The following is a 16,159-nucleotide window of genomic DNA, read 5'->3' as shown; positions in this document are numbered from 1 at the left end:
TCAATTAATTGGCCGCGACTTGCAAGCTGGCGACACCGCGCGACGCGCAAGATACGGGCGTGGTCACAACAAGGCAAACCTGGCAGGGGACGAAATGGGACACGGAACTCGCAACACGATCAAGGCAGCCATTGCGCTGGCCTGCACGATAGCTTCACTGGGCGCTGCCGCGCAGTCGCCGCGACTGACTGTCGCAATGTACGGCGGTAACTGGGGCGACGCCTTTCGCAGTTGCGTAGCCGAGCCCTTCACGAAGGCAACCGGGATCGCCGTGACGCCGGAACTCGGCACCTCGACCACGACGCTCGCCAAGTTGCAGCAGCAGAAGGCGGCACCGACTATCGACGTTGCGTGGCTGGATGGCGGCATCAGCGAACTGGCCTACCAGGCCGGTGTGCTCGAAAACCTCGATAGCGCGGCGATTCCGAATCTCAAGCAGGTCATCGCCAAAGCCGTCTACCGTAGCGGCAATACGACGTATGCGGTCGGCTCCGGCTACTACTCGCTGGGACTTGCGTACAACACCAAATCGGTCAAACCACCGACGAGCTGGAAGGACCTCTGGAATCCCGCCTATGCGGGCGCGGTCACGGTGCCGTCGCCGGCCAATTCCGCAGGCATCCCGTTTGTCGTATTCCTGGCCCAGGTCTGGGGTGTCGACCCCGCCCATCTTGACCCCGTCTACGCGAAGCTTGCGTCGCTCGATACCGCGCTCTTCTACGACAGCTCGGGCGCGGCGACGAACGCATTCCAAAGCGGTGAGGCGACGATTGGTGCGTTCTTCAACGTCGGCGCGTGGGACCTGATCCACAAGGGCGTACCGATCGGCTTTGTCGTGCCGAAGGAAGGAGCATGGGCGACTGACGCCCGGCTGCATCTCGTGAAGGGCTCTCGCAACAAGGCGGCGGCGGAGAAGTTCATTAACTTCGCGCTGACGCCGGAGGCGGCGACGTGCCTCGCGACGAAGCTGTATCTCGGGCCGGCTGTGGCAGGCGTCAAGCTGCCGTCCGACGTGGCGCGCAAGCTACCCTGGGGGGCTAACGGCTCGGTGGGCGACCTGAAGCTGTTCGACTGGAGCGTCCTCAACGCGCGCCGCGCCGAAATCACGGCCGCGTGGAACCGCCAGGTGGTCACCAAGCAATGAACCAGGTGCCAGCGATGCAAGCCCTTCTGACTCTCGATGCCGTATGTAAGCGCTTTGGCGGGTACACGGCGCTCGACCAGATTCACCTGGACATCCGCCAGGGAGAATTCATCGCGCTGCTCGGACCGAGCGGGTGCGGAAAGACTACGTTGCTCCGGTCGATCGCGGGCTTTCTGGCGCCCGATAGCGGCCGCATCGTGATCGATGGCGAGGATGTCACCGGGCTGCCGCCATACCGGCGGCCCCTGAACACGGTATTCCAGAACTACGCACTGTTCCCGCATATGACGGTGCTCGAAAACGTGGCCTACGGTCCGCGGCGGCGGGGCGCGTCACGTCGCGAAGCAAATGAACGCGCCGGAGCGGCGCTTGAACTGGTCGGGTTGGCGTCGCTTGGCGAGCGCTATCCGCGCGAGATGTCGGGCGGCCAGCAGCAGCGTGTGGCGCTGGCGCGTGCAGTGGTCAATCAGCCGAAGCTGCTGCTGCTCGACGAGCCGCTGTCCGCGCTCGACATGAAGTTGCGCAAGCGCATGCAACTCGAACTCAAGCACCTGCAGGCAAAGCTCGGCATCGCGTTCGTGTTCGTCACGCACGATCAGGAAGAGGCGATGACAATGGCCGACCGGATCGTCGTGATGAACGCGGGACGGATTGAACAGATCGGCATTGGCACGGATATCTATCGCGCGCCTGCCACGCGCTTTGTTACCGAGTTCATCGGTGACGCCAACCTGATCGACTTTACTGCTGCGAGTGGCGCGATTTCACTGGCATTGCCAGGCGCGCCCACCCGTATCGTGCGCGCCGATGCGCCATCAAGGGGCGTCGCCGTATTGCGGCCCGAGCAGTTGCGCGTACTCGACAACGCGGGCCACGAGGATGCGTCGCTGTGCTGCGTGTCCGGGGTGCTCGTCGACGTGGTGAGCGTCGGCAGTCATACGATGCTGCACGCCAATGTCGGCGGCGAGCATGTCGTTGCGCGCGTGATGGGGCCGCCGGCGCGGGCAACGCGAACGGGAGGCCCGGTGCGTTTCGGTTTCGACCCGTCCGACCTGCATCTGATTGGGGAGCCGGCGTGAAGCGCCCCGTCGTCACGCCATTGATCATGATGGCCGCGCCGATGGCGTTTTTCACGGCCTTCTTTCTCGCCCCGCTCGCCGTGGTGCTGCTGGCCAGCTTCACCAGCCCGCAAGCACATGGCGTCTCGCTGGCCAACTACGTGCGCGTGCTGGCAGACCAGTATCACTGGGGCGTCATTCTTGTCACCTTCCGTCTCGCCTGCGTGAGCACGCTGACGTGCCTGCTGCTCGGCTATCCGCTTGCCTGGTATCTCGTGCGGGTGGTCCGTTGGGCCGCCTGGCGACGGACCTGCGTGATCCTGCTCGTGGTGCCGATGCTGACCAGCAACATTGTTCGCTCGTTCGGCTGGATGGTTCTGCTGGGCCGCAATGGGCTCGTCAACCAGACACTCCTTGCCACCGGCGCGATCGAGCGGCCGGTGCGCTTCCTCGGCACTGAGCTCGGCATTCTGATCGGCATGGTCTACGTGCTGCTGCCGTTTGTCGTGCTGGCGGTTGGCAATGCGCTTGCACAAGTGGATCCTGCCGTCGAGCAGGCGTCAGCGGATCTTGGCGCTAGCCCGCTCGAAACTTTCCGTTATGTCACGTGGCCGTTGACTTTGCCGGGCGTGGTCGCCGGCGCGATCATGGTATTCACGCTCGCGGTCAGCGCGTATGTGACGCCGGCGCTGTTGTCGGGCGGTCGCGTCACGGTTCTTTCGATGTTGATCTTCCAGCAGTACAGCACGACGTTCGATTTTCACTACGGCGGCGCGCTCAGTATTGTGCTGCTCGTCTTCACGCTGGTCATGGTCGCGCTGGCGGGCCGGATTGGCGAGATTCGGGGGAGGGCACGATGATCGCCCGAACCTCGATTCGCGTTATCTCCTGGATCGTGCTGGCCTATCTGGTGCTTCCGCTCGTGGTCATTCTCGGCAGCTCCGTGACGGCGTCGCAATTCCTCACGTTTCCGCCGCGCGGGATCACCTTGCACTGGTACCAGGTGATGCTGTCCGACCCGAGCTACGTCGCGGCGTTTTCGACGAGCACGCTGCTGGCGCTGGCCGCCACGGCCGCAGCGCTTGTCCTCACCGTGCCCGCGGCGCTGGCGTTCGCCCGTTACCCGTTTCCAGGCAAGCGCGCGTTGACGGCCGCGCTGATGGCGCCGCTTGTGTTGCCTCACATCGTGCTCGGCGCGGCATTGCTGCAATTCGGCGGTTACTTCGGACTTACGCGCAGTTTTGCTTCGCTATTGATCGGCCATACCGTGATCGTCTCGCCGTTCGTGCTGCGCTCGGTGATGTCGATGATGACCCCCGAACAACGCGCGCTCGAAGAGGCGTCTTACGACCTCGGTGCCAATCCGTGGACGACGTTCTTCCTCGTCGTGTTGCCGCGAATCCGCTCGGGCATCGTGACGGGATCGATCTTCGCGTTCATCTCGTCGTGGATCAACGTCGAGCTGTCGATCTTCAACACGACCGCCGATCTCAACACGATACCGGTCAAACTTTTCAACTACGTGCAGTACACGATCGACCCGACGATCGCCGCGGTATCGGGCGCGACCATCGTTGTGGCGATCGTGGTGATCACGATTCTCGATTTGACGATCGGTCTGGACATGTTGTCCGACCGAACCTAACCCTCTCTCACTTTCCAACGAGGAGCTTCAACCATGCGTAAGCAGGACGCGTTCGACGTCATCTATACCCACACTGAAGGGGAGCCCCTTTGTATCGTGCATAGCGGCATTCTCTATCCGCCGGGATCGACGATTCTGGAAAAGCGCGCTTTCCTTGAGGCGAATTACGACTGGCTGCGCAAGGCGCTGATGCGCGAGCCGCGCGGGCACAAGGACATGTTCGGCGTGTTCCTGACGCCGCCGTCGAGCAAGGAATTCGACGCGGGCCTGATTTATATCGATGGCACCGAGTATTCACACATGTGCGGCCACGGCACGATCGCGGTCGGCATGACGATGGTGGCGTTGGGACTTGTGCCGCGCGGCGACAATGGCGTCACGCGGATCCGTTTTGAAACGACCGCCGGCCTGGTGGTCGCCGAAGTGGCTTCAGAGGGCGACGAAGTGCTGTGGACGCGCTTCGAGAACGTGCCGGCCTATGTGGCCGCGCAGGACATCCCCGTGCATCTGCCGGGCTATGGCGATCTGAAGGCCGATCTCGTCTGGGGCGGCAACTATTTCGGCATCGTCGATTTGTCGAGCTGCGCGCTGCGAATCTCGCCCGAAAACGGTAGCGAACTGTCGCGCCTTGGTCTGCTCGTGCGCGACCAGATCAACGATCAGATGCGCATCCAGCATCCGACCGAAGCGCACATCAACAATCTGAACTTCATCACGTTCTGGCACTCGCCGACGATCGAAGGCGCTTTCTACAAGAACGTTCACGTGTTTAGCGCGGGCCAGCTGGACCGCTCACCGGGCGGCACTGGCACCAGCGCGATGATGGCGATGTTCGAGGCGCGCGGCAAACTCAAGCTGAATCAGCCAATCCTCTCCGAAGGGTTGCTGGGCAGCGGCACGTTCGAAGGCTGCCTGCTCGGCGAGGTCGATTTGAACGGCACGCGCGCCGTGCGTCCGACTGTGAAGGGGACGGCCAGCATTCTCGGCACAGCACGCTGGATGCTCGATCGGGAAGACGCCGTCGGCGCGGGGTTTGTGGTGCGATAAGTCGTTGAAGAAACGGGCGGCACGTCGGTGGGACCGCCCGGTTTATGCATTACTGTAAGGACACCGCTTGCGAAGGGCAGCAAACCGACATGGAGCCGACGCACTGATACCCATCGCCGAACGGCTGCAAAGGCCGATCAATTGGTCTTCATTTAAGAATGCCGTCGCAAAGTTTGCAATGGATCGACGGGCAGCAACGGGTTGACTTGCGACGATCATCCGCTGCGGGCCGGCAAGCGGTTCTCAATTCAGCTATCGGACCGGGTTCGGCCAGGAAGCGTCGTTCATGCGTACAATCAGTCGGACGTTCAGTCGTCTGCTCAGGTTTGCAAACGGACATCAAAGCTGTCTGGACACGGTTCGGTCGCCCTCGCTCAGTTGTCTCGACCACTGTTAGGGAAATTGCCACATGAGCGTCCATATCACCCTGACCGAAACTCAAATGCCGCCGTCGGAGCAATTCCTCGGGTTTGTCGACGCATGGCTATCCGGAGCGGAATTCGACGGATCCAATTGGGCAAGCTTCGGACAGGAGCGGCCACAACGACTTGGCCGGGGGTTATCGGGCAGCGCTTCGACTCAGCTACAACAGCGGGTTGCCGACAGTGCGACCGGCATGAGCCTCCTTCGCCGGGCTTATGAGCTTTTTGTCGCATTGCTCATCGGGGACGTCGATGCGATCCGGGCTGTGCAACAACAATTCCGCTTCGCCCTCGTCGTCGGTGCTCCGCGCAGCGGGGGCAAATATCTCACCAAAGAAATGTTTCGTGCACTCGGTCATATTCCGAATCGCGTGCCGGCGGTTATTGCACACGACGGTTTCCCGGAAGCAGGGCCCTGGAGATTCGACCGTTCCGGCACAACGTGGCTCGAGAGCTTGCACTCCATGGCCGAGTACCTTGCCATGGTGGAACTGTTCTTTGTCGCTGCGGACCGCCACGAAGGGCGCATTGTCGTTCCCAAGAAGGCGACGAAGGCCGTATATGCACCCGGACTGTTTCAATCCGTTCTGGGCGATGACATGGACGGGATCATCACGATTCGACATCCTGTTCCAGCATGCATTTCGACGTATGAAGCATCGGGCGGCCTGCCTGCCGACCAGCGATTCGTTCAGCGCGGAAACATCGAACACCTGTGGGCTCGAGACTTAATGAGTGCCGGGATCACGGCACGCGAACTGGCAGACATGAATTATTTCGACGCGTACCTGCGCTACTGGGAAGACTATTACGTGCGCGTGTCATTGGACGGAGCTAAAATCGCGCGCTACTACCGTGTCGTTGCTTACGGTGCGGAACGGTTCGTGCGCGAGGCCCAAGGTAATGCCAACCGCTTTGGATCATCCAGAGTTGTGGAAGTCGAGGAATTCCATGTTCAAGACCGGCGCGATTACCATCCCGAATGGTTAGCGCGGGCCGAACCGGCGCTCCGTCGCGTCAGTGAGCAGTGGGCGCGGGTAGGCCTCGCATTTCCGCTCGAAGAAATCGCCGAGTGCTGGTAGCGCCGTAGCGCCTGTTACGTGCCGTTTCGTTAAGGCATTGCTCGTGGATCACGGAGCGACGCGCAAAATGCGGTGCTCTACCAGCGTGGCGATCAGGCCGACCTTCTCGTCATCGGTGAGATCCCCTGGTAATTCGCGCACATAGAACGAGCTCGTCTGGGCGACGAATTCTAAGGCATTACGCGCGATATCGCTGACGAGGACATCGACATTCCCAGCCGGGCCTTTCAGGCAAGCCATCCCGCCCTCGGCCGACACCAGGCCGCGGCCCGCATGGTAATTGATCACACGGCGCGACAACGATATTGACAGGCCATCTAGCCACACGTCGGGCAGTGGGTTACCGAAGAAAGATTCATAGCGGGCACGAAAGGCCTCGAACGTCGATGGCCGTCGCGTCGCGTGGCCAAGTGGCTCAAGTGGGCCGCTCGGAATATGGTGCACGTATTCTCCGAAATATCGACGACAAAAGTCTGTGTACTGGCGAGTAAATAGGACAAACTGATGCCACGCCTCGTCGATGCGTACGGAATACATGTTCCATGTCACATCCGAATCGACATATGACAATATCAAGAATTTCTTTACTTCTGCGAATAACGACTCGCCCTCTTCGGGCGAATCGACGATTCGCTCCTTGACCAACTTGTCAATCAGGTAGCCGGCCTCGTAACGCAGTACCGACTCGTACCTCGCTAACGTCTCTCGGTCGGCAGCCTTGTCGGTCGTGAGTTCCGGGCCGTTCACGGTCTGACCACAAGCGACGGTATGGCCATCGCGGCGTTGCACTCCGATGTGCAGCTTGGGTGCGTTTCGCAGCTCGAGCACGAACACGATGCGCAAGAACTCATCACGCGCGGCCGCAACCGGATATCCAGCCGTCCCGCACGCACTTCAACGAGGCGACTCGCAGCTGTCTGCGGCTCACTGAGGTTGGCGGCTGACACGAAGGCGCCGCTGTCGCGGCGCCGGCGTGCCGCGATCACATTGACGCGATCGCCGTGGCATACGACTTCCGCATCAGGTTTGACCCAGATCACAGTGCCGCCATGCGGTAAAAGCGATTCCGGAGCATCGGCCGCTGCAACGATGTCGTTTTTGTCGACTTCAATGAAGAATGCCAGATCCCCCAGCGACGGGAACAGTCTCACCCGCCCGCTGCCGTCGTCCGGTCCAATGTAGCCTCGGAATGCCCGCACATTGACGCCCGCATCGAGCAGGCGACTCAAAAGGGGATGAGCCTTTAGCTGATTATCATCGGGTTTCTGCTTTTGATTCGGCATTTGATAACCCTCCCACTCGATCAGAGCACGACGAAGAACCAGCCTCTTGATGTTAGGCAAACCTGAACATAAAGTCCATTGAAGACGCCGGCTGGGCAAACTGACGCTACATCCGTTCGGCAGGACTGGGTGGTAGAGTCATCTCTTATCCTGCGAAGGAAACGCGATGTTTGAGTTGTCATACGGCATTGAATACTGGCTCACCAAATGGGTGAACGGCGGAGGCGCTTTCTCGGCTGGAGAGCACGGACGCCTGCTGGCGGTGCATTGGCCGACTCTCGGTGTTCCTCCTCGGAGCGCGGTGTTGGTGCCGATGTCGGGAAAATCACCTGATATGGCTTGGCTTGCCGCCCACGGATTCGAGGTGGTCGGCGTTGAAATCTCTCCAATCGCGTGTGAGGCCTTTTACGCCGAACGGCACATCATCGTCGAACGGACAACTCATGGGAGATTTACGCGGTGGCACGGTGGAGGAGTCACAATTCTCGAGGGCGACTTCTTTGACTTGTCCGGCACGTACGATGCAGCACTCGATCGCGGCGGCCTCGTCGCATTACCGCACCAAAACCGGCAGCGGTATGCCCGGCATTTAAGTGCATGCTTGAGGCCAGGAGGTCTGCTGCTGCTGATTACGATTGAGTATGACGAGACTCGCAGAAGCGGTCCGCCGTTCCCGGTTTATACGCGGGAGGTGCGTCAGCTGTTTCCTCGCGCCGTCGAATGTTCGCGCCGTCCACTCAATCGGCCCCGCTGGATCGCTGTCGGGGGTGCGGAGGCTGTGGTCTGGGTGGTTAAGAACTGACGCGAGCAAGTCTGACCTCGCCGCCGTTCCCGGTCCGAGGATATCCATGCGGAGGTCTTAAATGCGTCGCAGACCCTGGCGTCCACCATTGATCGCAGTCTTGCTTCGGGCTTCGTTCTCTTCGCTCATCAGATGCAATATGCGTTCCTTGCTCGTCATGACGCGCCGCCAGGATCGGCCGCCTGATACCGGTCGAGTTCTATCATGTTGTAGCGAGCAGGCTCTTACCGGCCAACAGCCGCCGTGCGCGATCTCCGCGTCGGCGAAAACAACCGCAACCGGCTAGGTAGCGGACGAAACGCCGCAAAACGCGAATGCCAGCTTGCAGGGGCGCAGCTCGCTTCAGTCGTGATTGTCGGAGACACGACTGCATCGTGAATTTTGCGCCCTGCTTGACCGAACGTTGTGCCTTGAAAGCTGTCCTCGACGCGGATGGGATCCGAGCGGCAGCTATACCGGGTCGGGAGTGTGAGTTCGCTGATGCGGAAAGTTGCCGTCGGGTTGCTCGATGCCGCACCCGCCAGCATTCCGCCACATTGCCGACGTAGAACTCAAGCTGTGCCAATGTCGGCATTGGCCGAATGACCCGGCCGTGGCCTTAGCCGACGAATATCCGCCCCACATTACGATAAGTTGAGATTTCGGTATGTCGACAGTTGGCCCGGGGTCGACTCAGCACTCGTTACGCACGAAAACCGGCGCAGCGTCCTCCATCCGGATCTAGAGAGAAGCGCATTACTAAGTCCGACCGGTTCAACCAGATGACCGAGTCTTGATTTTTTGCTTGCAGCTCGCGTCCCGTAAAGGCTCACCTTGAAGACCTGGGTCGCTCCGGGAGACGCAACTGCCCGTCAGGCGTCATTGCGTCCTCGCCAAACGCAAAGCCTTGCCTGCATGGAGGCGGGCAACGCTACAGGGCGGGTTATCTACGTGGCGGAAATTTGCGGCTCGCCGTCTTCGATCGCTCTGTAAAACTCAAGACAGACGACAGCAGACTAAAAGTTCGCTGCTGAATTCACGAGTTGAGAAAATGGACACTGTTGACCTGATGCCAGGAGTCGCGGCGGACCGGCATGAAATCCCGTTTCGCCTGGCCAGTCAATGCGGTGAGGTCGCCTGCGTGATCACACGGAAAGCGCTCGAAGCGCAATTCTGGTTGCCCGGAGACGCTGATCCGGTCCGCATGCTCAAGGCATTTGCTGACGGACGGCGTCGCATTATCGCGGTCGCCGAAAGAAAAATCCGCCTGCATCCGGGCAAACCCGTCAGACTCACTACCGGGGATTTCGAGGCCGGACATTAGTCCTTCGGCTGCCGCGCGTCACCACTCAATGCGGTGTTTCTCATCGGTCTCGCGATGCCGGCGATCATCGTCCATGTGCAGATACTGACTGGTTGTTGTCAGTGACGCATGCCCCAGGTTATTGCGCACGAGTCGCAGATCCAGTTGCTGGTCTGCCATATGTGAGCCTGCGCTGTGACGCAGCCAGTGTGCCGATGCCTGCTCGAGGCGGTCTGCGCGCTGCGCATGGTCGTCGCCACGCGCCCGCAACGCTTCAGCGGCGCCGCTGAAGACGTCCTTCACAATCCGGTGCAGCCCGGCGCGCGTGAGTGGCTTTAGTGACTGCCCGACCGGCAGCACGAGCGGCGTGTCCTCGCCTGGCGAGGGGAGTGCTGGCAATCCGCGGGTTCGCCGGTACGCGCCGAGTTCCATCATCATTTCCGCAGTGGCGGGCACCAGCCGTTCCTTGCCACCTTTGCCCATTACTTCGAGCCACCAGCGATCCTTGCCGTTCTCGTCGCTCCGGCGGAAGAACCGGCCCATCGTGTTGCTGCCCACTTCGGTAATGCGCAGACCACCGAGATAAAGCAGCGTGAAAAGCCAGCGCACGCGTGCGTGATGCTCACGCTCGCGACCGGTCTCACTGGGCATGCCCTGGATGAACGTTTTGACTTCGAACCACAGTTCGGGCGACAGATACCGGACGATGCGCGGCCTGGCCCGACGGGCGCGCTGGCGCGAGAGCGACAGGGGATTGCCGGCCAGATACCCCGCCTGCACGAGCCACGCAAACATGACGTTGAGGATCACCATGGCCTGCCGCTGGCTCGATTCCGACAGGGGGCCATAGAACGGCCGCCAGCGCGGATCGCTGCGCGGGTGCTTGCGTCCGCCATCGGCGGTCCACCGCGCTGCCGGTTGTGGATCGGCGAGAAAGTGCTGGTAGAACAGCAGGTCCTCGTGCGTGAGCGAGGAGAGCGGCTTGCCCATCTGCAGGGTGGACCACAGCAGCAGCCGTTCGGCTTCCTTGCGGTAGTTGTCGAACGTCGTCCTTGTATCGACGAAGCGGGCGAGCCATGCGCGGATTGCGTCGAGGTCGGTATCAGCGGCGACCTGCATGTGGCCGGTTGCGCGGTTCGTGCCGTGGCGGCCATCGAGCGCGGCGGGCAGTTCTTCGAGCGTCTCGATCGGGCAGGGCGGTTTTCATGGGGGGAAGGCGCAGCGAGCGCGGATGTCGGGGCGTGACGTGATGATGGACTGATTGTCCTGCATCATTTCAACATTATAGTAATAATGTCAAAATTCAAAGAAGGGGGCGTTATGATTTAGCCGGTTTACGTAGTAATCTATAAGGTAATCCACTGACGAAAATCCTCATGAGTGACGTCCTGTCCCCCGACGCGGCGCTGGCCGCCGAGATCGACCGCCTGAAGGTGGCATTTCCGAAGACGCGCGAGCTGTACCGTGAGGTCTGCGCGCTGCTGTTCTTCCGCTTCGGGATGACGCCGACCGCGAACCGCCTGTACCAGCTGGTGAAGCGGGGCAGCATGAGCACGCCGACCCAGGTGCTCGGTGAATTCTGGGCGGAACTGCGCGAAAAAAGCCGCGTGCGCATCGACCATCCCGACCTGCCCGCCGATCTCGGGGCGGCCGCCGGCGAACTGGTCGCCACGCTCTGGCAGCGCGCGAGCGCGTCAGCGGAGGCCGCGCTCGGTGCGTTGCGCGAAGAACTCGAGGCACAACGCGTCGAGGCGCAACAGTCGGTCGTCGTCGCCCGCGACGAACTGGGTCGTACCGGGACCGCGCTCGAGCAGCGCACCGCGGCGCTGCTGGCCGCGCAGGTCGAGGTCCGGGAGCTGGAAAAGGAGCAGGCTGAAGCTCACGCGCAGCGACAGTCACTCGAAGCGGAGCTCGCGCGACTCAGGGACGCGCTGGCTGGGCGCGATCGCGAACTCGCGGAAGTGAGGGAAGGCTTTTCGCGGGATCTGGAAAAGCAGCGCGAAGCGGCCGAACGGGCCGAGGATCGGCTCAGGGCGTCCGAGAAACGCGCTCTGCTGGAGATCGACCGCGAGCGGGGTAACGCGGCGAAGCTGCAGAAGGAACTGGACGAAGCCGCGCGTCGCGCGGACCGCAAGGATGCGGATCATCGTCGGGCAGTTGAGACGTTGCAATCGCAACTGGGCGACGCGCGTCATCAGACGGGCGTACTGCAGGGGCGGCTCGATGCGGTTCAGGCGGAGAACACGCGCCTGCAGACGGAACTCATCGCGGCTCGGGACGCGCATCGAGCGCCTGTTCCTTCCACGGTCCGGAGCGGCCCGCGTGCGACCCGCCCGTCCCGCGCTGCGGTCGCGGCCAAACCGGGAACACGCCGCAAAAAAGCGGTATAAACAGCAGATCACTGCATTCTGGAAAGTCGCTGCATGGCTGATATCTATCTGCTCACCGGGCTGACGCTCCCCATGGGCATCGCGCATGAGTCGCTGCCCGCGGCGGTGAAGGCGTTCATCGCCGCGGGCAGCGGATGAGTCGCACGCAGATGGTTGCGCGTGCGAAGTCGCGCGGTCTGCGCCTGTCGTTTCGCGCGACAGGGCGGTGCGCGCATGGCGAAACCGGGCTGTTCGAGCTGCGTTTCAGTGATGGCACAGCGGGCTGCCTGATGCTGGCCCACCTGCAGCGGGTGCGGAATACTCGTGGCCGCAGTCGTCGGCGTGGCCGTACTGCCGTTTCCCGGCCGCCGGCGCGGGACCCCCGTCAGACCAGTCTGTTCTGAAGGTAACGGCGCTGTTGCGGTGCCACCCAGCGCCCGCTATGCTCGCTGCCATCAACGAACCAGGGGTCCGAAAGTGCGGCGTGTGGCGGTCAGAAAATCTTCAGTTCACGGGCGGGGCGTTTTCGCGCTGCAGGCAATTGCCGCTCGCGAGCGGATCCTTGAATATCGCGGTGAAGTCACCTCATGGCGGCGGGCCGCTGCCAGGCACAAGCGTTCGGGAACACCCGGTCACACGTTTCTCTTCGGCCTGACCGACGGCCGCGTGATTGACGGCAGCGTGGGCGGCAATAGCGCCCGCTGGCTAAACCACTCCTGCCGGCCGAATTGCGAGGCGGTCGAGGACGAACGGGGGCGTGTGTTTATCGAGACGATCCGTGACGTGATACAGGGCGACGAGTTGTTTATCGCCTATGGGCTCACGCTCGATGAAGCGACCACTCCTGAACTGGTCGCCGACTATGCCTGCCACTGTGCGACGAAGCGGTGTAAAGGATCGATGCTGGCTGCGGTAAGCGGGTAGCGAGCGCGACCTAACCGACAGGTCCAGCAGCGGTTCCTATGCTGCTGGGCCGGACGCACCGTGACGGGAAGCTTCGCGGCGACTCATCGAGGGCGGTGGGCGACGTTCCGCGACCGGCTGACTGGGACAGCTTTCTCTGTCTTTACGCCGGCGCGCCCAAGGCCGCCGCCGAGCGCCGCTGTCGGTATAGGGCAAATGTTTGCCAAAGTGGCTGTTGCGACTTTTACTTCCGAAACGCTGCTACTTTCGCTTCATCGGACGGCATCAGGGGCGCTCGGGCCGGAAGCGGGTTCATGGGGTTGCTCGCAACCCCATGCGGGACGGGCACTTCAACGAAGGGTAACGGAGCGCGTGAAATCTGCCAACCAAAATCATCACTCGTGATAACTCCAGTTATCAGATGTGACGATTTTGTTCCGACCGTCTGGCGGCCGCCGGCAGCCGAGCACGCCAACGATCCAAGCGGTGGTAATGCGCATGCAGGCGCTCGAACGTGGCGTGGTTGCGGCGGCTGCCGAAGTAACGGCGCGGGTTCCTGCGGCTTCACGTTTTGCGCCGATGAATGGAAATACAATTCGACCGGACGGGGGCGGGGGCAGCGGACAGCCCGCCACCGTCGACGGCGATGCATTGCACGGCGCGCTGGCGTCGCCCGGTGTGCTAAAGGAATGCGCGTGCGCTGCTGGCATGACCGGGGAGGGCCGCAGGCGTTGCGCCAGCTGCACCCGACGACGGCGGCGCTGCGCGAAACGATCGCGACCTCGGCTTGCGGAAGCGTTCCTACGGATGGTCCGGCAACCGCGAACGACTAGGACGGCAGCTAGGCGGCGTGCCGCGACTGGCGAGCGCGCGCTGGTACTGGTCGATGTCGGCAATGAGGTGATCGATCCGCCCGCGTAGCTGCCGGTTCGAATGCGCAGCGCGTTCACCCCGACCGCAGCCTGCGGCCGCACGGCATCGTTCTGTGCCTTGAGAAATTTTTCTGTTCCGGCAAGCTGTCCGGCCGCCCGGGCGAGTGACTCGGCGTCCGCGCCCTGCGTCGCGGTAAGTCGGCTCCGCGGATGGCGATCTGGCTGCCGAGGCTGCCGCCTCGGGCGACCGGCCAACTTTTCCCCGTTTGTCGATGGGACCTTGCGGCGGACGAAGGTAGCGTGATTGGCCAGTGAGGATTATCAGGTAAATGCAGAATGGAGGGCGACGATCCACCGCGCGCTGGTAAAATTCGCGCAGCGCTCGGCAGATGAACTGTCCGTAGCCGGGGAGGCGGCACGGGCCGCCAGATTGCGAAACAATTCGCGCCGCGACATGAGCATTCAATGGCGAATTACGAAAATCTCAACGCCAAGCAAGCGTTCATCTGGCGCATCGTGCACCGGCAAAACCTGCCGTGGCTGCTTGATAACGGCATCGTGTGCGCGAGCAGCCAGGTACGCGACTCGAACTTCGTAGCCATCGGGAACGCTGACCTGATTAGCCGCCGCACCCATCGCCCGGTACCCATCGCGCCAGGCGGGACGCTGAGCGACTATGTGCCGTTCTATTTCACCCCGTTTTCGCCGATGATGTACAACATCTACACGGGCCGGGGCGTGCCGAAGCAGCGCAACGAAGATATCTGTATCCTGGTAAGCAGATTGCCTGCCCTGCAGGAGTCTGGCGTTCCGTTCCTATTTACGGATCGGCATGCCTATACGCAGATGGCGCGTTTCTTTAGCGACCTAGATGATCTCGATCAGATTGACTGGCCGCTGCTTCAGGCGCGAAACTTCAAACGCAATCCGGACGATCCGGAGCAGATTGAGCGATATCAGGCTGAGGCGCTGGTGCACGGCAAGCTTCCGGTGGAACTGCTTACCGCCATCGTGTGCTATACCGATAAGGTGAAGGGCGAGCTGGAGATGGAACTGGCGGCACGCCGTTTGAGCGTGCAGGTACGTTCACTTCCAAAATGGTACTTCTGATGATTACTTACACCCACGGCAATTTACTCGAAGCGCCGGCCGAAGCGCTGGTCAACACGGTCAACACCGTTGGAGTAATGGGAAAAGGCATCGCCCTGATGTTCAAGGAGCAGTTCCCGGAGAACTTCCGGGAATATGCGATTGCCTGCAAGGAAGGTCGCGTCCAGACAGGCAAAATGTTTGTCACGGAGCGTATGGCGTTGATGGGGCCCCGCTGGATCGTCAATTTCCCGACGAAACAGAACTGGCGCGCGCCATCCCGTTTGGAGTGGATCGTTGCGGGATTGAACGATCTCCGCCAATTCATTGAGCGCGAACATGTCCAGTCGATAGCGATCCCGCCGCTCGGTGCTGGCAACGGCGGTCTGGACTGGCCGGTTGTGAAGGCACAGATCGATGCAGCGCTGGGCGGGGTGTCTGGCACCGAGATCCTTGTCTACGAGCCGATCGCCAAATACCAGAATGTGTCGAAGCGAGAGGGCGTCGAGAAGCTGACGCCGGCGCGTGCGTTGATTGCGGAACTGGTGCGACGGTACTGGGTACTCGGTATGGAATGCAGTCTGCTGGAGATTCAGAAGCTGGCGTGGTTCCTCGAGCGTGTGATCGAGCGCACCGAAGTACCTAACCCGCTGAAACTCCAGTTCATTGCCCACACATATGGCCCGTACGCAAACCGTCTCGAGCACCTGCTCAACAACCTTGACGGCAGTTATCTGCATTGCGATAAACGCATCGCGGATGCAGATCCACTGGATGTGATCTGGTTCGAAGACCGACGCAGCGATGTGCTGGCTGCGTATCTGAAAAGCAGCGAGATGAAACCGTATCTCGGCGCGGTAGAAGAAACGGCGTCGCTGATTGATGGATTCGAATCGCCGTTTGGTCTTGAACTGCTTGCATCGCTGGACTGGCTGCTGGTACGCGAGGGTTGCACGGCAAGCGTGGAGAGCATCCGTACGGGTCTGGCTGAGTGGCCGGGTGGTGAATCGGCCGGACGACGCAAGCACCGTCTGTTCGACGAACGCGCAATTCAGATCGGTCTTACCCGGCTGACCGAAATGGCGCACGCGTAGCAGGGCTACTATCCAGGACATAAGGCCACGCCGGTCGCGCGGCGGCGTCCATATCGCGGTTTGACGC

General features: G+C 61.6%; 15 protein-coding genes. 12 read left to right on the top strand and 3 right to left on the bottom strand.

Annotated features, from left to right (window positions below):
- The first annotated feature begins 94 nt into the window (after positions 1-94).
- The 6 genes from B0G81_RS38510 to B0G81_RS38485 all read left to right on the top strand — a co-directional run bounded on the left by B0G81_RS38510 (position 95) and on the right by B0G81_RS38485 (position 6,398).
- Positions 95-1,144, top strand: coding sequence for an ABC transporter substrate-binding protein (locus B0G81_RS38510; RefSeq protein ID WP_134143426.1), 1,050 nt, complete (start codon positions 95-97; stop codon positions 1,142-1,144).
- 14 nt (positions 1,145-1,158) lie between these two features.
- Entirely contained in the window at positions 1,159-2,223 is a 1,065-nt protein-coding gene (locus B0G81_RS38505) for an ABC transporter ATP-binding protein (RefSeq protein ID WP_134143425.1), read from the top strand.
- 26 nt (positions 2,224-2,249) lie between these two features.
- A complete protein-coding gene (locus B0G81_RS38500; RefSeq protein WP_134143866.1) occupies positions 2,250-3,062 on the top strand; it encodes an ABC transporter permease in 813 nt (270 codons plus the stop codon).
- The gene (locus B0G81_RS38495) at positions 3,059-3,847 is read left to right on the top strand and encodes an ABC transporter permease (RefSeq protein WP_134143424.1); all 789 of its coding nucleotides are present in this window, start codon (positions 3,059-3,061) and stop codon (positions 3,845-3,847) included. Before B0G81_RS38500 ends, B0G81_RS38495 begins: the two co-directional genes overlap by 4 nt.
- Positions 3,848-3,880: 33 nt before the next feature.
- Complete coding sequence (locus tag B0G81_RS38490; RefSeq protein WP_134143423.1) at positions 3,881-4,894, top strand: proline racemase family protein; 1,014 nt, start codon at positions 3,881-3,883, stop codon at positions 4,892-4,894.
- Positions 4,895-5,303: 409 nt separating this feature from the next.
- Positions 5,304-6,398, top strand: coding sequence for a hypothetical protein (locus B0G81_RS38485; RefSeq protein WP_134143422.1), 1,095 nt, complete (start codon positions 5,304-5,306; stop codon positions 6,396-6,398).
- Between the two features lie 48 nt (positions 6,399-6,446).
- Here the strand turns inward: B0G81_RS38485 and B0G81_RS38480 are convergent, their stop codons facing one another.
- Both B0G81_RS38480 and B0G81_RS38475 read right to left on the bottom strand, forming a co-directional pair.
- The gene (locus B0G81_RS38480; protein ID WP_166679173.1) at positions 6,447-7,241 is read right to left on the bottom strand and encodes a hypothetical protein; all 795 of its coding nucleotides are present in this window, start codon (positions 7,239-7,241) and stop codon (positions 6,447-6,449) included.
- Positions 7,142-7,681 (bottom strand): hypothetical protein, encoded by a 540-nt coding sequence (locus B0G81_RS38475; RefSeq protein WP_134143420.1) that lies wholly within the window; start codon positions 7,679-7,681, stop codon positions 7,142-7,144. Before B0G81_RS38475 ends, B0G81_RS38480 begins: the two co-directional genes overlap by 100 nt.
- Positions 7,682-7,847: 166 nt before the next feature.
- On the opposite strand from B0G81_RS38475, the gene B0G81_RS38470 reads away from it, so the two are divergent.
- Positions 7,848-8,483, top strand: coding sequence for a thiopurine S-methyltransferase (locus B0G81_RS38470; RefSeq protein WP_134143419.1), 636 nt, complete (start codon positions 7,848-7,850; stop codon positions 8,481-8,483).
- A gap of 1,030 nt (positions 8,484-9,513) precedes the next feature.
- Entirely contained in the window at positions 9,514-9,786 is a 273-nt protein-coding gene (locus tag B0G81_RS38465) for a DUF1488 family protein (protein WP_134143418.1), read from the top strand.
- 18 nt (positions 9,787-9,804) lie between these two features.
- Here the strand turns inward: B0G81_RS38465 and B0G81_RS38460 are convergent, their stop codons facing one another.
- Entirely contained in the window at positions 9,805-10,953 is a 1,149-nt protein-coding gene (locus tag B0G81_RS38460) for a tyrosine-type recombinase/integrase (RefSeq protein WP_243856895.1), read from the bottom strand.
- A gap of 188 nt (positions 10,954-11,141) precedes the next feature.
- Between B0G81_RS38460 and B0G81_RS38455 the strand changes: the two genes are divergently transcribed.
- The 4 genes from B0G81_RS38455 (at position 11,142) to B0G81_RS38435 (ending at position 16,092) form a co-directional block, all read left to right on the top strand.
- Complete coding sequence (locus tag B0G81_RS38455) at positions 11,142-12,155, top strand: DNA-binding protein (protein ID WP_134143416.1); 1,014 nt, start codon at positions 11,142-11,144, stop codon at positions 12,153-12,155.
- Between the two features lie 456 nt (positions 12,156-12,611).
- The gene (locus tag B0G81_RS38445) at positions 12,612-13,058 is read left to right on the top strand and encodes an SET domain-containing protein-lysine N-methyltransferase (protein WP_134143415.1); all 447 of its coding nucleotides are present in this window, start codon (positions 12,612-12,614) and stop codon (positions 13,056-13,058) included.
- A 1,316-nt stretch (positions 13,059-14,374) separates the two neighbouring features.
- The gene (locus B0G81_RS38440; RefSeq protein WP_134143414.1) at positions 14,375-15,019 is read left to right on the top strand and encodes a DUF4433 domain-containing protein; all 645 of its coding nucleotides are present in this window, start codon (positions 14,375-14,377) and stop codon (positions 15,017-15,019) included.
- Positions 15,019-16,092, top strand: coding sequence for a macro domain-containing protein (locus tag B0G81_RS38435; protein WP_134143413.1), 1,074 nt, complete (start codon positions 15,019-15,021; stop codon positions 16,090-16,092). The genes B0G81_RS38440 and B0G81_RS38435 overlap by 1 nt, the downstream gene beginning before the upstream one ends.
- Positions 16,093-16,159: the final 67 nt, after the last annotated feature.

The organism is Paraburkholderia sp. BL6665CI2N2 (genome assembly GCF_004366535.1).
Taxonomy (GTDB): Bacteria; Pseudomonadota; Gammaproteobacteria; order Burkholderiales; family Burkholderiaceae; genus Paraburkholderia.
Note: the sequence above shows the minus strand (reverse complement) of the source record. Positions and strands in the feature narration are given on the sequence as shown.